Source organism: Streptomyces sp. NPDC001770, from assembly GCF_053596135.1.
Genome location: NZ_JBSFFN010000016.1, coordinates 150383 through 163188 on the forward strand (window position 1 = coordinate 150383; position 12806 = coordinate 163188).

The 12806-nt window shown below is 69.4% G+C and carries 15 protein-coding genes and 1 pseudogene; 9 read left to right on the plus strand and 7 right to left on the minus strand.

The window, feature by feature from the left end; translation table 11 throughout:
* Positions 1-51 precede the first annotated feature (51 nt).
* Positions 52-639, minus strand: a complete 588-nt coding sequence (locus ACWCSV_RS17040; RefSeq protein ID WP_451142892.1) for a Clp protease N-terminal domain-containing protein — start codon at positions 637-639, stop codon at positions 52-54.
* Positions 639-848: a helix-turn-helix domain-containing protein gene (locus ACWCSV_RS17045; protein ID WP_451142894.1), complete on the minus strand. Its 210-nt coding sequence runs from the start codon at positions 846-848 to the stop codon at positions 639-641. The genes ACWCSV_RS17040 and ACWCSV_RS17045 overlap by 1 nt, the downstream gene beginning before the upstream one ends.
* A 149-nt stretch (positions 849-997) precedes the next feature.
* Here ACWCSV_RS17045 and ACWCSV_RS17050 point away from each other — a divergent pair, with 149 nt between their 5' ends.
* The 4 genes from ACWCSV_RS17050 to ACWCSV_RS17065 all read left to right on the plus strand — a co-directional run bounded on the left by ACWCSV_RS17050 (position 998) and on the right by ACWCSV_RS17065 (position 3978).
* Positions 998-1963, plus strand: a complete 966-nt coding sequence (locus ACWCSV_RS17050) for a zinc-binding dehydrogenase (RefSeq protein ID WP_451142896.1) — start codon at positions 998-1000, stop codon at positions 1961-1963.
* 65 nt (positions 1964-2028) lie between these two features.
* Positions 2029-2478 carry a DUF6304 family protein gene (locus ACWCSV_RS17055; protein WP_451142898.1) on the plus strand — a complete coding sequence of 150 codons (450 nt, stop codon included), beginning with the start codon at positions 2029-2031 and terminating at the stop codon, positions 2476-2478.
* 139 nt (positions 2479-2617) lie between these two features.
* Positions 2618-3613: an NAD-dependent epimerase/dehydratase family protein gene (locus ACWCSV_RS17060; protein ID WP_451142900.1), complete on the plus strand. Its 996-nt coding sequence runs from the start codon at positions 2618-2620 to the stop codon at positions 3611-3613.
* A 17-nt stretch (positions 3614-3630) separates the two neighbouring features.
* Positions 3631-3978 (plus strand): DUF952 domain-containing protein, encoded by a 348-nt coding sequence (locus ACWCSV_RS17065; RefSeq protein ID WP_451142902.1) that lies wholly within the window; start codon positions 3631-3633, stop codon positions 3976-3978.
* A 980-nt stretch (positions 3979-4958) separates the two neighbouring features.
* Here ACWCSV_RS17065 and ACWCSV_RS17070 read toward each other — a convergent pair.
* Positions 4959-6407, minus strand: a complete 1449-nt coding sequence (locus ACWCSV_RS17070; RefSeq protein WP_451142904.1) for a hypothetical protein — start codon at positions 6405-6407, stop codon at positions 4959-4961.
* On the minus strand, positions 6408-7463 hold the full coding sequence (locus ACWCSV_RS17075; RefSeq protein WP_451142906.1) for a 5'-methylthioadenosine/S-adenosylhomocysteine nucleosidase: 1056 nt from the start codon (positions 7461-7463) through the stop codon (positions 6408-6410).
* A 66-nt stretch (positions 7464-7529) separates the two neighbouring features.
* Between ACWCSV_RS17075 and ACWCSV_RS17080 the strand changes: the two genes are divergently transcribed.
* A complete protein-coding gene (locus ACWCSV_RS17080) occupies positions 7530-8120 on the plus strand; it encodes a hypothetical protein (protein WP_451142908.1) in 591 nt (196 codons plus the stop codon).
* 188 nt (positions 8121-8308) lie between these two features.
* On the opposite strand, the pseudogene ACWCSV_RS17085 reads toward ACWCSV_RS17080, so the two are convergent.
* A pseudogene (locus ACWCSV_RS17085) lies at positions 8309-8512 on the minus strand (relaxase/mobilization nuclease domain-containing protein); the annotation flags it as partial.
* Positions 8513-8893: 381 nt separating this feature from the next.
* Positions 8894-9289 (minus strand): superoxide dismutase, Ni, encoded by a 396-nt coding sequence (gene sodN, locus ACWCSV_RS17090; protein WP_266708992.1) that lies wholly within the window; start codon positions 9287-9289, stop codon positions 8894-8896.
* 188 nt (positions 9290-9477) lie between these two features.
* Here sodN and sodX point away from each other — a divergent pair, with 188 nt between their 5' ends.
* A complete protein-coding gene (gene sodX, locus ACWCSV_RS17095; protein WP_450771714.1) occupies positions 9478-9915 on the plus strand; it encodes a nickel-type superoxide dismutase maturation protease in 438 nt (145 codons plus the stop codon).
* On the opposite strand, the gene ACWCSV_RS17100 is transcribed toward sodX, so the two are convergent.
* On the minus strand, positions 9819-10448 hold the full coding sequence (locus tag ACWCSV_RS17100; RefSeq protein ID WP_451142910.1) for a CGNR zinc finger domain-containing protein: 630 nt from the start codon (positions 10446-10448) through the stop codon (positions 9819-9821). The genes sodX and ACWCSV_RS17100 overlap by 97 nt on opposite strands.
* A 96-nt stretch (positions 10449-10544) precedes the next feature.
* Between ACWCSV_RS17100 and ACWCSV_RS17105 the strand changes: the two genes are divergently transcribed.
* The 3 genes from ACWCSV_RS17105 to ACWCSV_RS17115 all read left to right on the plus strand — a co-directional run bounded on the left by ACWCSV_RS17105 (position 10545) and on the right by ACWCSV_RS17115 (position 12787).
* A complete protein-coding gene (locus tag ACWCSV_RS17105; RefSeq protein ID WP_451142912.1) occupies positions 10545-11324 on the plus strand; it encodes a class I SAM-dependent methyltransferase in 780 nt (259 codons plus the stop codon).
* Between the two features lie 198 nt (positions 11325-11522).
* Entirely contained in the window at positions 11523-12011 is a 489-nt protein-coding gene (locus ACWCSV_RS17110; protein WP_451142914.1) for a SigE family RNA polymerase sigma factor, read from the plus strand.
* On the plus strand, positions 12008-12787 hold the full coding sequence (locus ACWCSV_RS17115; RefSeq protein ID WP_451142916.1) for a hypothetical protein: 780 nt from the start codon (positions 12008-12010) through the stop codon (positions 12785-12787). Before ACWCSV_RS17110 ends, ACWCSV_RS17115 begins: the two co-directional genes overlap by 4 nt.
* Positions 12788-12806: the final 19 nt, after the last annotated feature.

The window sequence follows — 12806 nt, forward strand, 5'->3', positions numbered from 1 at the left end:
GCCTCAGCGCGTCACGGGCGCGTCAGCCGGCGGCCGGCCGTCATTGGCGCGTCAGCCGGCGGCCGCCGCCCCCGCCTCTCCCCCGCCCTCGCGCCCCGTCCCGTGGAGCGCGCGCTCCACGGCCTCGTACGAGGCGCCGTGGTCGGCGAGTACGTCCGCCACCACTCCGGGCCGCACGAGGAGGGCCAGCAGCAGGTGCTCGCCGCCGATGAAGCGGTCGCCCCGGCCCACGGCGATCCGCAGGGAGCCTTCCAGCACCCCCTTGGCGCCCGCGGTGAGCGGCCGGCGGCCGGACCGGCGACGGCGGCCCCTGGCGTCCTCCGCCAGCGCCCCCTCGCCGTGCTCCTCCTCGATCCGGGCGACGATCTCTCCGACGTCGATGCCGAGTCCGGCCAGCGCCTCCGTGTCGGCCTTCGTCAGGCCGCCCCGCCGCCGGGCCTCGCCGAGCGCCGCCTCCAGGGAGGCCCGGCGGTCGGTGACGCCGAGCGCGGTGAGGGCGGACGCGGCCCGGCCCGAGTCCTGTTCGAGGAGGGAGAGCAGCAGGTGCTCCTCGGTGATGCCGCCCTCCCCGGCGCGCCGGGAGAAGGTGACGGCTCCGGCGACGGTGGCCCGGGCCTCCTTGGTGAATCGCTCGAACATCAATGCCTCCCGTACTTCTTGTGCACGGCCTGCCTGCTGACGCCGAGTTCGGCCGCGATCTCCTGCCACGACCAGCCCTTGGCGCGGGCGCTTCCGACTTGGACGGCTTCGAGCTGCTCCAGCAGCCGCCGCAGCGCGGCGACGGCCCGCAGTCCGACGCGCGGATCTCGATCCCCGGCACGTGCGGCCAGGTCCGTTGCTTCGGTCATGATGTCAACGTACGTTGACACCCGGGGTCACGTCAACCCCGGTTGACACGCAAGGTGGCGCGAGGATCGGCGCAAGAGGGGTGGCGGCGCGGCGCGTGTCACACCGGCAGCCGGTTGGATCGGGCGGCGGCCGGGCCTAGGGTCGGGGCATGTTCGCCGCCTACGCAGCCCGCATCGACCGCGAGAACCCCCTGAACGGCCTGGAACTGGGCGAGCGCCCCGCTCCGGAGGCCCGGCCCGGCTGGACCACCGTCGAGGTCCGCGCCGCCTCGCTCAACCACCACGACCTCTGGTCGCTGCGCGGCGTGGGCATCACGGAGGACCGGCTGCCGATGATCCTCGGCTGCGACGCGGCCGGCATCGACGAGGACGGCAACGAGGTCGTCGTGCACTCGGTGATCGGCCAGACCGGCCACGGGGTCGGCCCGAAGGAGCCGCGCTCGATCCTGACCGAGCGCTACCAGGGCACGTTCGCCGAGCGCGTCGCCGTGCCCGCCTGGAACGTGCTGCCCAAGCCGAAGGAGCTGAGCTTCGAGGAGGCCGCCTGCCTGCCGACCGCCTGGCTCACCGCGTACCGGATGCTCTTCACCAACGCCGGTGTGCGCCCCGGCGATTCCGTACTGGTGCAGGGCGCGGGCGGCGGGGTCGCCACCGCCGCCGTCGTCCTCGGCCGGGCGGCGGGCCTCCGGGTCTACGCGACCAGCCGCGACGAGGCCAAGCGGAGGCGGGCGGTCGAACTGGGCGCCGTCGACGCCTTCGAACCCGGCGCCCGGCTGCCCGAGCGCGTGGACGCCGTCATCGAGACGGTCGGCGCCGCGACCTGGTCCCACTCGGTCAAGTCGCTCCGCCCCGGCGGCACCCTCGTCATCTCGGGCGCCACCAGCGGAGACCGGCCTACGCACGCCGAGTTGACCAGGATCTTCTTCCTGGAACTCAAGATCGTCGGCTCCACGATGGGCTCCAAGGACGAGTTGGAGGACCTGCTCTCCTTCTGCGCGACGACCGGCGTACGGCCCGTCGTCGACGCGGTCCTGCCGCTCGACCGGGCCCGCGAGGGCTTCGAACGGATGCTCACGGGCGAGCAGTTCGGCAAGATCGTGCTCACCGCCTCCTGAGCTGCGCGCGGCAAAGTGGAGGGCGGCACGAAACGCGTCATGAGCAGGGGCTACAGTCCCTGCTCATGACAAACGAGTCGTGGGCAGGCTGGTACCGGGACCACTTGGGTTCCGACGCGGCCACCGTCTTCGCGGACGGCGGAGTGATCAAGCTGCGCATCCGGGGTGTCGACTTCGAGGGCAACCGCCTCGACGGCCTCCGCCCGGTGGTGGAACCACTCCCGGACAGTGCTTCGTTCGCGCTCGCGGACGGCGCCCTGACCGACTGCGTCCTGGAGTGGGACCAGCCGGTGACCATCGTCGCGGAGGGCGCCGGCTCCGGAGAGACCGAGCGGCCCGCCACGATGAGCTGCCTCTTCTCCCTGCGCCGCTCGGACCCCGACGTGCACCTCGCCCTCCACCTGGACGGCGCGCTCTACGAATCGGCGCGCGCCGAGCGCGACTTCACGGCGGCACTGGCCGCGATACGTGACGCCCTGCCCCAGGACGTACGGCTGCGGGCTCCGGCTCTCTGACCGGGCCGGGGTCCGCTCGCGGAGGTCACGGCGCTCCGCGCACGGCCGCGCCGAACTCCCGGAAGCCGCGATTCGTTCCCCGATCTGCCAACAGCGAGGCCGGGTTCCCCTCCCCTGCCCCCCGGGGCAGAGTCGCACCATGAAGATCCTGATTCTGGGCGGTACGGAGTTCGTCGGACGGTCCGTCGCCGAAGCGGCGCTCGGGCGCGGCTGGGACGTGTCCGTGTTCAACCGCGGCCGCCAGGCGCCCATCCCCGGCACGGTGGCGCTGCACGGCGACCGGAGGGCGGGTGAGGCCGGTCTGGCGGCGCTGGAGACCGGCGCGTGGGACGCGGTGGTCGACACCTGGACCGGCGCACCCGTGGCGGTCCGGGACGCGGCCCGGCTGCTCGCCGACCGGACCGGCCACTACACGTACGTCTCCACCCGCTCGGTGCACCCCTACCCGGCGCCCGCCGGCCTGCCGGAGGACGGCCCGCTGGTGTCCGGTGCCTCCCCCGACGAGGCGGGCGAAGTCCCGTACCCGCAGGCGAAGCTGGGCGGCGAGCTGGCCGCGCTCGACGCCTTCGGCGACCGCGCCCTGCTGGCACGCCCCGGCCTGATCCTCGGCCCGTACGAGAACATCGGCCGGCTGCCGTGGTGGCTGACCCGGATAGCCCGTGGCGGCCCGGTCCTGGCGCCGGGCCCCCACGACAGCCCGATCCAGTACATCGACGCCCGCGACCTCGCCACGTGGGTGCTGGACGCTGCGGAGAAGGGCCTGCACGGCCCCTACAACACGGTCGGCGAGTCCGGTCACGCCACCCTGGGCGAGCTGCTGGACGCCTGCGTCCGGGTCACCGGTTCCGACGCCGAACTGCGCTGGACCGACCCGGACACCCTCCTCGCGGCGGGCGTGACGCCCTGGACCGAGCTCCCGATCTGGCTGCCCGCCGGGGAGATGCACGACACCCTCCACCGGGGCGACGTCAGCAAGGCCCTGGCCGCCGGTCTGCGCTGCCGCCCTGTGGCCGAGACCGTCGCCGACACCTGGACCTGGCTGGAGTCGATCGGCGGCACCGCCCCGCAGCGCCCCGACCGGCCCCCGGTCGGCCTCGCCCCGGAGGTGGAGGCCCGCCTGCTCGCGGCCGGCTGAGGACCTACCGTGGCGCCATGACCGACTTCCTCCTCCACCTCACCGAACCCGCCCTCTGGGCAGCCGCCCAGCACGACGGCACCTACACCTGGTCCACCCGGGGCCGCACTCTCCAGCAGGAGGGCTTCATCCACCTCTCCCACTCCCACCAACTCCCCGCCGTGGCCCGCATGCTGTACGGCTCCGAGGAGGTGGAGCTCATCGTCCTGGTCATCGACCCGACCCGCCTCACCGCACCCCTGCGCCACGAGGCCATGTCCGAGGGCGGCGAGGACTTCCCCCACCTGTACGGGCCGCTGCCGGTGGACGCGGTGGTCGAGGTGCGGGCGTGGACGGGGGACGGGGGCGGCGGGACGGCGGGCTGAGGCCGGCGGACGGGGCTGAAGGCACCCGGGACGGCCGCCCAAGCCCGAGCCGACGTCGGCCTCCCGCAGGGACGGTGACCCAGAAGGTACAGGCCTTCTCAGCAGGTCCTTCGCGCCGTCTCCCCGCACGACTGCTTCGCTCAGCCGAGCGCAGGCCTTGGCGTACAGGGCGAGCTCTCCCGGCTCGGTGACACCCAACTGGGAGGAGACACGCTCGACGTGGGCCCGTCCGCCGTCGCCCTCGGCGCGGGGGTTGAAGCCGTTGACGGGGAACATGTCCATCCATGTGGTGGCGGGAAGGATGCCCAGCAGATGCTGACGAGAGTCGGCGCGATCTCACGCGTCTGCGCTGACCTGTGGCCGAAAAGCACCGCACCCGGCCCGCCATGGACGCCACATTCGGCGCCCTGAGGACCGGGTGCGGTCAGGTGGGCGGACGCGACCCGCGACGCTCGCGGGTCGGACGGCCCGGCCAGACCTTCTTGGTCTCCATGCGACGGGTCGGATCGGTGACCTGCGGTGATCACTCCTGCAGGCCGCTGAACTGGCCTTTCACCGTTGACCAGCGATGGGTCCCGACGGCCCTGACCGGGTGTCCTGTGGACTGTGTGCGGACTGCGGGGAAGCTTTCAAAGTGCCCCCGCCGGCACTGCCACCTGCTGAAGTGCTGCTGCCTCCCTGGGGCGGCGTCACTGAAGTCGGGGCACTCCATCACCCAGCAAGAGCCTCTCAAGCGGCGGGAACAAGGCCCTCGACAACCATGATACTCGCCAGGAACAGCCACTTTCTGTCATTCTGACCCCATTTCGGGCAGCCCACTTCACGAAAGCGCGAGGCCAAAATCTGAAACCGTCCACAAAGAAGATGATGTCAAACCGTCACACCCTGCCGGAGGAGCGGACCGCCCACGTCAGAAGTCGCAGAATACCGAGTGTCGAGGAAACCGCTGGAACCCCCAGCAATTGCGATATCGAACCGGATTACGAAGCACCATCTTCCCGCATGCGCTGAAGGATGGCTGTAAGGTCGGTATCGAGCGCAAGGCTCCCCGGACGAGCGCGATAGTCCACCTGGCTCGGCAGGATCGCGATCTGATCGCTGAATCGATCACCGAACTCCCGGTCAAGCCCGACACCGACGAATCCCCGACGAACATCGCTTTGGGACGTTTCCTCAGTGGCAAGGCCGAGTAGGGCCGCTTGGGAGTTCATGGAACTCGCGTGCACGCGCTGCCAATTGTTAGCCACCATACGGCGGCACTCTTCGATACTCATTCGACTCAGTCCGGTGTTCACGCGAGTGGGGGCATGCGCCAAGCTGCCGGCAAAGTTGAAGAAGTCGCTGATGGCGTACCGGCTTCGTCGCCACATGTACGCACGGTACGGAACGTTCTGAGGAAGATACCCAGGTGTGACGTTCAGCCAGATTTCGTCGTAGCTTCCGGAGCCGTCCGCACGAAAATCGTTGTCGAGCTCCTCCAGCCAGAGCCCTGATGTCCAGCCGTACGTTTCTCCCTCCATTAGCAGAATCCGCAGAAGCCGGTCTTCCAAACCATCCAACGCGTAGTCGAACAGCGCACCGATCGCGCCGACGGTGAGCGAGTGCCGAGTCCTCATGTAGCGCAGGAGCAGGCTGGCGTACTCGATCAGCTCATACCGTTCAGATTTCGGGAACTGCTCAACATACTTGCGTTGATGGGCGATTCCAACAACCTCCTCAGGGGTGATACCCAGTGGGACTTCGCTCATGTAGTTGATCCCAGTCGCCGTGGGCCGGAGGAGGAGGCTCCAAGGATTCGGGAATGTCTTGAAGTGTTTCAGGAGGTCAGGCGCAGTGTCCGCGAAATGCTGCGTGCAGGCAGCGCAGAAGCATGAGGCTTCGACCTGGGCGTCCTCTCCGCCCATTCCCCAAAGGTCCGTGACGTCAAGAGCCACTCCTTGCAACCCGACTCCAGTCAGACGTGCCGCGACATCTTTAACGATATCGATGCCAGTTCCCAAGATCGCACCCAGCACCTCAGTCGAACGCGGATTGGCAAGGCAGGGCTGCGGCGAGGTGGTTCCGTTGATGTCGCGTGTCAGCAGCCCTTCTCCAGGGATGTACCCCATGGTCGGAACGAACGTCAGAATAATATTCTTCCCGAGTGACATGAATGCCTTCACGACATCCTCGAAACCCTTCAGTGCCGGGGAAGGCTGCGCGTGGCTGGAGAGCGGAACTCCCCTCATTCCGTCGATCTCGTACAGGAGGCCGTCCGCCTCCGCCACAGGGAGGGCAACCGTGCTGGAGTCAACGCCCCAGATGGCCCGGAACTCCTCAAGAAGAACCTCGGGAGACTTGTAGCGCAAGATCGACAAGCTGGGAATGTCAAGGACTCCCTCACCGGCCGACTGGGATACGTTGGAGATGCTGAACTGACGGCGGCCCATCTACTTCTTCCTTCCTCTGGCAAGGGCTTGGAGGCCGTTCGATGAAACTTCCATGCGACCGCTAGGGCTGGCACGCAGGTATCCACGGTCGATCAGGAGTCGCATGGCCATTTTCGCCAGATCCGGCGAAAGGTGTGGGGACGCCTCGGCGGCGACCTCGACGGCAGCAGACTCCTCCAGACGCCCGTCGAGAGAAAGGGAAGCGCTCCGGGCAAGAGCGCTGAGCACTTCGTATTCGGATTCTGAAATGCCCCAAACATGGGGAGCCCTGACAAGTCCCAATGCAGTTTCCCTGGACGATGCAGACCGTGGAGCATGTATGGCGCGATCCCGTGGTCTCACCGAATCAAGAGTTCGCAAGATCGTGACGGCAACCTCTGCCGCGTTCCTGGATGCCAGCTCCTGAGACCCTTGGGCGTCGTATCTGAACTTTTCCGCGTCGGCATTGTCGCTTACCCCCCGGATGACGAGAGCATCCAGACCGCCGGCGAGGTGAGCAGCCTGCACCAGGCCGGCTCCCTCCATGTCGAGGGCCGCCGCGTCATTGAAGTTCGCGCGCAGATAGGCCGCAATCTCGGACTCGGCGTCAGCCAGAACCACGTCGCCGGATGCGATCGGCTTGAAGTGCACGCCGCGTCGCCCTCGCAAGGCGGCACGTGCCGCCTGATCGAGCCGATGGGAAGACGGCCAGACATCGGGACGCACTTCGAATCGCCCCGGACTCTGCTTGCCTCCGTGGATCCCATACACCTTGGTGGCGACAACCACATCGCCAATCTGAATGTCGCTCTTGAGCCCGCCCGCCACGCCCACGAACAGCACCGCTTGAGGGTTGAACCAATGCGCCACGCGCTCCGTGAGCACCGCGGTAGCGCCAGCGCCCACTCCTGCCTCGACGAGCGCGATGCGCCACGGGGTGCCGGGCAGCCGTGCGCTCTCAACACGAGTGCCGTGTGGGTGGACGAGCGGCTCTATGTCCGTGACGTGGTCACGCACAGCGAGATACTCCACGGGCAGCGCGGTCAGCACCGCAATGAAGGGAGCGGGGTCCGACATAGGCAAAGCATACGGATAACTGCCATGCTCTGTGGTGTCGTTGACGCCTCGAAGTGAGGGAGGATCATGCGTTCGGAGAGGTCGGATCAGCAAGGGGTGACCACTCTGGCAGGCCTGCATCTCGTGGAGTACCAAGTGATCAAGGAGGAGCAGAAGGCGAGGATCGGCTTCCGTGACAATCTTCTGTATGTCGCCCTCGCCGCCGTCACCGCTGTAGTCGCCGCCGCAGCACAGTCGAAGGCGCCGGTCCTGTTACTTTCCCTGCCTCCGGTCTGCGTAGTGCTCGGGTGGACCTACCTCGTAAACGACGAAAAGATCTCCGCGATTGGGACCTACATCCGTGAGGAGTTGGGGCCTCAGCTGGCTTCCCTCAGCCAATCCGGGGACCGTCAGGTCGTAGTCTTCGGATGGGAGATGGCCCATCGTTCAGACGATCGGCGAAAGTCCCGGAAGCTGATACAGCTCCTGATCGACCTGGCAGCCTTCTGCCTGGTGCCACTGGCCGGGCTGGTGGCCTTCTGGACGACGGGCGAATACGGCGCCGGGTTGTTGTCCGTATCGGTCATCGAGGGATTGGCCATCACAGGGCTCGGCGTACAAGTGCTGCTTTACACCCGCCCCTCCTCGCGGAGCCCTTCGACGCCGTCCGGACGGTAGGCACGAGCGGGCGTCACCAGGCCGGACAGCGGGTTCCGGCTCTCTCCCCCTCCCCGGGCACAACATAAGCCTCAGTCCTTCGTGGCGTTCCGCCGACGAGGTCAGCCGCATCCCCTGCGGCCGGCCATTTCCTCATCGGGATTCCGGCTGGGAGAGACCGGGTGCGGCTGCGCGCACCATGAGGCTCATTCCCGCTGGGCGACCACCTCCGCCAGGAGGCGCCGGGGGTTGTGGCCGGAGGTCTCGGCTCGGGCGAGGGTTGTGGTCAGGGCGGTCCAGGCGGGGTCGGCGATGATCCCGTCGGCGTGGTCGGGGAGGGCCGCGCGCACGTCTTGCCCGCAGCGGCGGGCGGTTGCGACTCGCGGTGCTCGGCGGGCCAAGTCCGCCAGGACGGTGCGGAGGAGGAGCCGCTCGACTACCGCCGCTGGAAGTCCGAGTGGGACTGCGCAAGGCGCTCCAGGGGCGGAGGACAGCGAGGCGGCCGGGCGCGAGGGGCCGAAAGCCCGTCGAGCTGCCGCACCTGGTGACCCGCGACCTGCGGCACTTCTACGCCTCCGCGCTCATCGCGGGCAGGGCGAGCATCAACCAGGTCCAGATGGTCCTCGGCCACGCGTCCGCCGTCATCACGCTGCGGATCTACGCGCTTCCGTGGCCGAGCCGAAAACACCGCACCCGGCCCGCCATGGACGCCATGTTCGGCGTCCTGCGGACCGGGTGCGGTCAGGTAGGCAACGTGACCCGCGAAATCGCGGGTCAGAAGGCCCAACCCGAGATCAGGCCTTCTTGGTCTCCCAGAAGATCTTGTCGATCTCGGCGATCAGGTCCAGAGCCTTCTGGCCCGTGGCCGGGTCGTTCGACGCCTTGGCGGCGGAGAGCGCCTTCAGGGTGTCGTTGACCAGCTGGTGCAGCTGGGGGTACTTCTCGAAGTGCGGGGCCTTGAAGTAGTCGCTCCAGAGCACGGAGACGTGGTGCTTCGCGAGCTCCGCACGCTGTTCCTTGATCAGGACCGAGCGGGTGCGGAAGTCCGCGTCCTCATTGGCCTGGTACTTCTCCTGGACGGCCTTGACGGACTCCGCCTCGATGCGGGCCTGGGCCGGGTCGTACACACCGCAGGGCAGGTCGCAGTGGGCGCTGACCTTCACCTTGGGGGCAAACAGGCGGGAGAGCATGGAGCTGTCCTTCCTCGTGATCGTCTTCTCAGGTGGGACATTACTCCGTGGAGCACCTGTTTCAGCGAGTGCCCCCATGGGCTTAGGTCAAAAGTCCGGGGTGAGGATGAGCGCCTGAGGCCGAATGTACGAGCGAGGCCCGAGGCGGTGTACTGGAGGCGGACGAACGGACCGGGGAGGTAGCGGAGATGGCGGAACCGGCGCAGGGGCCCGGGGACGGGCGGGCGGCAGGGGTGCGGTTTCAGGTGGTGGAGGTGACGGGGCCTTCGATGGTGCCGACGCTCTACCACGGTGACCGGCTCCTGGTGCAGTACGGGGCGCCGGTGCGTCCGGGGGACGTGGTGATTCTGCGCCACCCCTTCCAGCAGGATCTGCTGGTGGTGAAGCGGGCCACCGAGCGCCGGCCGGGCGGCTGGTGGGTGCTGGCGGACAACACGTTCGCGGGCGGCGACAGCACGGTGTACGGGACCGTCCCGGAGGATCTCGTACTGGCCCGGGCGCACCTGCGGTTCCGGCCGTTGCGGAAGGATCAGCGGTCGCCGCTGGGGGTGCTGGGCTGGGCGGCCTCGGCGGTGCGGCCGCTGTCGGCGGACCGGTCGGCCTCCAGGCGTTTGCGGGCCCGGTAGGCGGCCACGTTGGCACGGGTCGCGCAGCGGTCGGAGCAGTACCGCCGCGACCGGTTGGTGGAGGTGTCCAGGTAGGCGTTGCGGCACGGCGGTGCCTCGCAGAGGCCCAGCCGGTCCACCCCGTGGGTGGTGAGGTGGAAGGCGAGCCCCATGGCGGCGATGGCGGCGTAGCCGGCGGTGGCGTTGGACGGATGGTCCGCCAGGTGCATGTGCCAGTCCGGCTTCCCGGTGCCGTCCAGGGTGTCGTGGCCGGAGATCTGCGGGCTGACGGGGAACTCCAGCAGCAGGGAGTTGAGCAGGTCGACCGCGAGGGTCTCGTCGCCTCCGTCGGCGGCTTCGAAGACGGCGCGCAGCCGGCCCCGTACGGAGCGGAAGCGGGTCACGTCGGCGTCGGTCGCCCGCCGGGCGGCCTGGGCGTTACCGGCGAAGAGCTCGCGGACGGCGTCGACCGAGGTGAGCGCGTCCTTGTTGCGGGCCGGCTCCTCGGTGTTGACCAGACGCACGGCGTAGTCCGAGTAATAGGCCAGTTCCACTTGTCGTCCTTACGGCGTGGGTCCAAAGTTCCCTGCAACCAGCAGTGTAATGGTCGATCCCGCAATTTGAGTATTACATCAGAGGTGAGGGCTCACATGACGGACACCGAGGTGACGGACTCGGCCGCGGGCACCGGCCGGCGTCCCTGGCAGCGGAGCTGGGACCGCCAGCAGGAGTGGTACATGCCGGACCGCGAGGAGCGCTTCCGGATCATGCTCGACATGGTCGAGGCCGTGGTCGGCCCCGAGCCGAGCGTGCTCGACCTCGCCTGCGGTACGGGAAGTATTACGGACCGGCTGCTCCGCCGGTTCCCGAAGGCCACCAGTACGGGCGTGGATCTCGACCCCGCGCTCCTCGCCATCGCCCGCGGCACCTTCGCAGGCGACGACCGGGTCACCCTCGTCACCGCGGATCTCAAGGACCCCGCGTGGCCGGCGGCGCTGCCCCGTACCTCGTACGACGCGGTACTCACGGCCACCGCGCTCCACTGGTTCCACCGTGAGCCGCTCGCCGTGCTCTACGGGCAGGTCGGCGAACTGGTTCGGGAGGGCGGGGTGTTCATGAACGCGGACCACATGACCGACGCGTCCACTCCTCGCCTCAACGCGGCCGAACGCGCCCACCGGCACGCCGGGACGGACCGGGCCGCCAGGGCGGCGGGCGCGCTCGACCGGGCCGAGTGGTGGGGCGAGGCCGCGAAGGACCCGGCGCTCGCCGGACCGACCGCCGAGCGGTTCGCGATCCACGGCGACCACGCCGACGGGGAGGCCCCCTCGGCGGACTGGCACGCCCGTACGCTGCGCGCGTCCGGCTTCGGCGAGGCGCGGACCGTCTGGGCCTCGCCCTCCGACGCGGTGGTGCTCGCGCTGAAGTAGCGGCGCAGGGCGGCGGGGGCGGCACGGAGAGGCTTCCGTGCCGCCCCCGCCGCCGTGTCCCAGCACCCCAACTCCAGTACGGCACCTCGCGCGGGACACGCTTGAGATCCGTCGCGTCCGGCCGCAACCTCCGTCGTGGTCCGGCGCACTGGAAGGGGTGAGACGGTCCGCGCCCGCGGGCCCGGAGAGGGGCGGGGAATGCGGACGGACGAGGATGCCGCGCTGCACGCCTTCGTGGAGGGCCGACGCACCGCGCTGTTCCGCAGCGCCTATCTGTTGTGCGGCGACCGGCACGAGGCCGAGGACCTGGTGCAGACGGCGCTCGTGAAGGTGCTGGTCGGTGGCCGGCGGCACGGGCGGCTCGACAACGTCGAGGCGTACGCGCGCAGGACGCTGGTCAACACGTTCATCGCGTCCCGCCGCAGGTTCTGGCGGCGGGAGCAGCCCTTCGGCGAGCTGCCCGACCGCGCGGCCGGTCAGGAGGACAGCGACACCGGCCTCCAGGTACGGGCGGCGCTCGCCCGGCTCACGGCCAAGCAGCGCGCGGTGCTGGTCCTCCGCTACTGGGAGGACCTGAGCGTGGAGGCCACGGCGGACCTGCTCGGAATGCGGCAGAACACGGTCAAGAGCCACGCGGCTCGGGGATTGGCGGCGCTGCGCGCCGGGATGACGGAGGAATTGGTGTGAGCGACGACGTGAAGAACTTGCTGGAGAGGGCCGCGGCGGACGCCGGACGGCCGGTGCTGTCGACGGAGGCGGTGTACGCGGGCGCGGCCCGGGTGCGGTTCCGCCGGCGGGCGGCGGTCTCGTGCGCGGCCCTCGCGGTCGTGGCGGCCGGGGCCGTCGTGGTGCCTCAGCTGAACCAGGACTCCGCCACCCCGCTGGAGCGGGTCTCGGTCGCGGCGTCGGCGACTTCCGGCGCGGACAAGGCGAGGCGGGTCGCCGCTCTGCTGCCCACGGGGGTCGGCCGGCTGGAGGAAGTCTCGTTCGTGGTGCTGATCAAGCACGTGAAGCCGAGCGAGGACACGAGGCACTTCATCGGTCCCTTGGACGGGGACTACGCGGTCCACAAGGACGGCGGGGTCGGCTACCTCTCGTTCGAGATCAGGAGTGCGAAGGAGAGCGCCGCGAAGAGCGGCGACGGCGCGCCGCTCGCTGCCCAGGACCTGTGCGAGGTCAACGGCAAGGAGCCGGGGCGCGCGGACTGCGTGCGCGAGGTGCTGCCGGACGGACGTGTCCTCACCACCTGGAGCGACGCGATGGACTACGGGGCCGGAACGCCCCAGTGGGGTCCGGAGATCGACGGGCAGCTGGTCCTGGAGGACGGCAGCGCCCTGATGCTCCGTTCCAGCACCGGGTTCGAGGCCAAGGGGGCGCAGGGCCCGCTGCTGAAGACCCCGCCGCTCACCGCCGCCGAGGTCCGTGACCTGCTGAAGCGACCGGAGCTGCTGCCGGGCAAGTGAGCCTGCGCGTGCCTCGGGG

What these genes read in the sequence shown, in the direction of transcription:
- ACWCSV_RS17040 (WP_451142892.1), bottom strand. Translation starts at nt 639, where the DNA reads ATGTTCGAGCGATTCACCAAGGAGGCCCGGGCCACCGTCGCCGGAGCC.
- ACWCSV_RS17045 (WP_451142894.1), bottom strand. Translation starts at nt 848, where the DNA reads ATGACCGAAGCAACGGACCTGGCCGCACGTGCCGGGGATCGAGATCCG.
- ACWCSV_RS17050 (WP_451142896.1), top strand. Translation starts at nt 998, where the DNA reads ATGTTCGCCGCCTACGCAGCCCGCATCGACCGCGAGAACCCCCTGAAC.
- ACWCSV_RS17055 (WP_451142898.1), top strand. Translation starts at nt 2,029, where the DNA reads ATGACAAACGAGTCGTGGGCAGGCTGGTACCGGGACCACTTGGGTTCC.
- ACWCSV_RS17060 (WP_451142900.1), top strand. Translation starts at nt 2,618, where the DNA reads ATGAAGATCCTGATTCTGGGCGGTACGGAGTTCGTCGGACGGTCCGTC.
- ACWCSV_RS17065 (WP_451142902.1), top strand. Translation starts at nt 3,631, where the DNA reads ATGACCGACTTCCTCCTCCACCTCACCGAACCCGCCCTCTGGGCAGCC.
- ACWCSV_RS17070 (WP_451142904.1), bottom strand. Translation starts at nt 6,407, where the DNA reads ATGGGCCGCCGTCAGTTCAGCATCTCCAACGTATCCCAGTCGGCCGGT.
- ACWCSV_RS17075 (WP_451142906.1), bottom strand. Translation starts at nt 7,463, where the DNA reads ATGTCGGACCCCGCTCCCTTCATTGCGGTGCTGACCGCGCTGCCCGTG.
- ACWCSV_RS17080 (WP_451142908.1), top strand. Translation starts at nt 7,530, where the DNA reads ATGCGTTCGGAGAGGTCGGATCAGCAAGGGGTGACCACTCTGGCAGGC.
- sodN (WP_266708992.1), bottom strand. Translation starts at nt 9,289, where the DNA reads ATGCTCTCCCGCCTGTTTGCCCCCAAGGTGAAGGTCAGCGCCCACTGC.
- sodX (WP_450771714.1), top strand. Translation starts at nt 9,478, where the DNA reads ATGGCGGAACCGGCGCAGGGGCCCGGGGACGGGCGGGCGGCAGGGGTG.
- ACWCSV_RS17105 (WP_451142912.1), top strand. Translation starts at nt 10,545, where the DNA reads ATGACGGACACCGAGGTGACGGACTCGGCCGCGGGCACCGGCCGGCGT.
- ACWCSV_RS17110 (WP_451142914.1), top strand. Translation starts at nt 11,523, where the DNA reads ATGCGGACGGACGAGGATGCCGCGCTGCACGCCTTCGTGGAGGGCCGA.